Source organism: Solirhodobacter olei, from assembly GCF_004010155.1.
Classification (GTDB): Bacteria; Pseudomonadota; Alphaproteobacteria; order Rhodobacterales; family Rhodobacteraceae; genus Solirhodobacter; species Solirhodobacter olei.
This window is the reverse complement of sequence record NZ_RRYH01000113.1, coordinates 1-362: the sequence shown is the minus strand read 5'-3', so window position 1 is coordinate 362 and position 362 is coordinate 1. Positions and strand designations below refer to the sequence as shown.

Genomic DNA, 362 nt, shown 5'->3' with positions numbered 1-362 from the left:
GGGAGATGCCTTCGTCAGTCCCCGCCAGCGAGCATGGCCCGGAGCGAGGCCTCGATCTGTCCACCGCAGTAGCCCGAACCCCGCTCGTCCCAGCCCGCTCGCATCGTCGCGATCCGGGGCTGCGCTGCGACGGCGTCTACGAGAGTCTCCACTCTCGGCGCATTGGCCGAGAGCAGAGGGCGCAGGCCCGGCAGGCGATCTACCATCGTGTGCCAGAGGGCTGCGAGCGTCAGTTCCGCCAACCCCGGCTTCTCCGCGTCGAACCGGCCCCTGGCAGCCAGCGCCTCGTGCAGCTGCATCCAGCGCGGCAACCGGGCGCCGGTGAAGGCTTCCCACGCGGGCCGATCCCACATCTGGTCGCC

General features: G+C 71.0%; 1 protein-coding gene. It reads right to left on the bottom strand.

Translation table 11 applies throughout. From position 1 onward, the window contains the following. Positions 1 to 14 precede the first annotated feature (14 nt). Positions 15 to 362, bottom strand: a 348-nt coding sequence (locus EIP85_RS22970) for a hypothetical protein (protein ID WP_206615649.1), incomplete at its 5' end; no start/stop codon positions are given.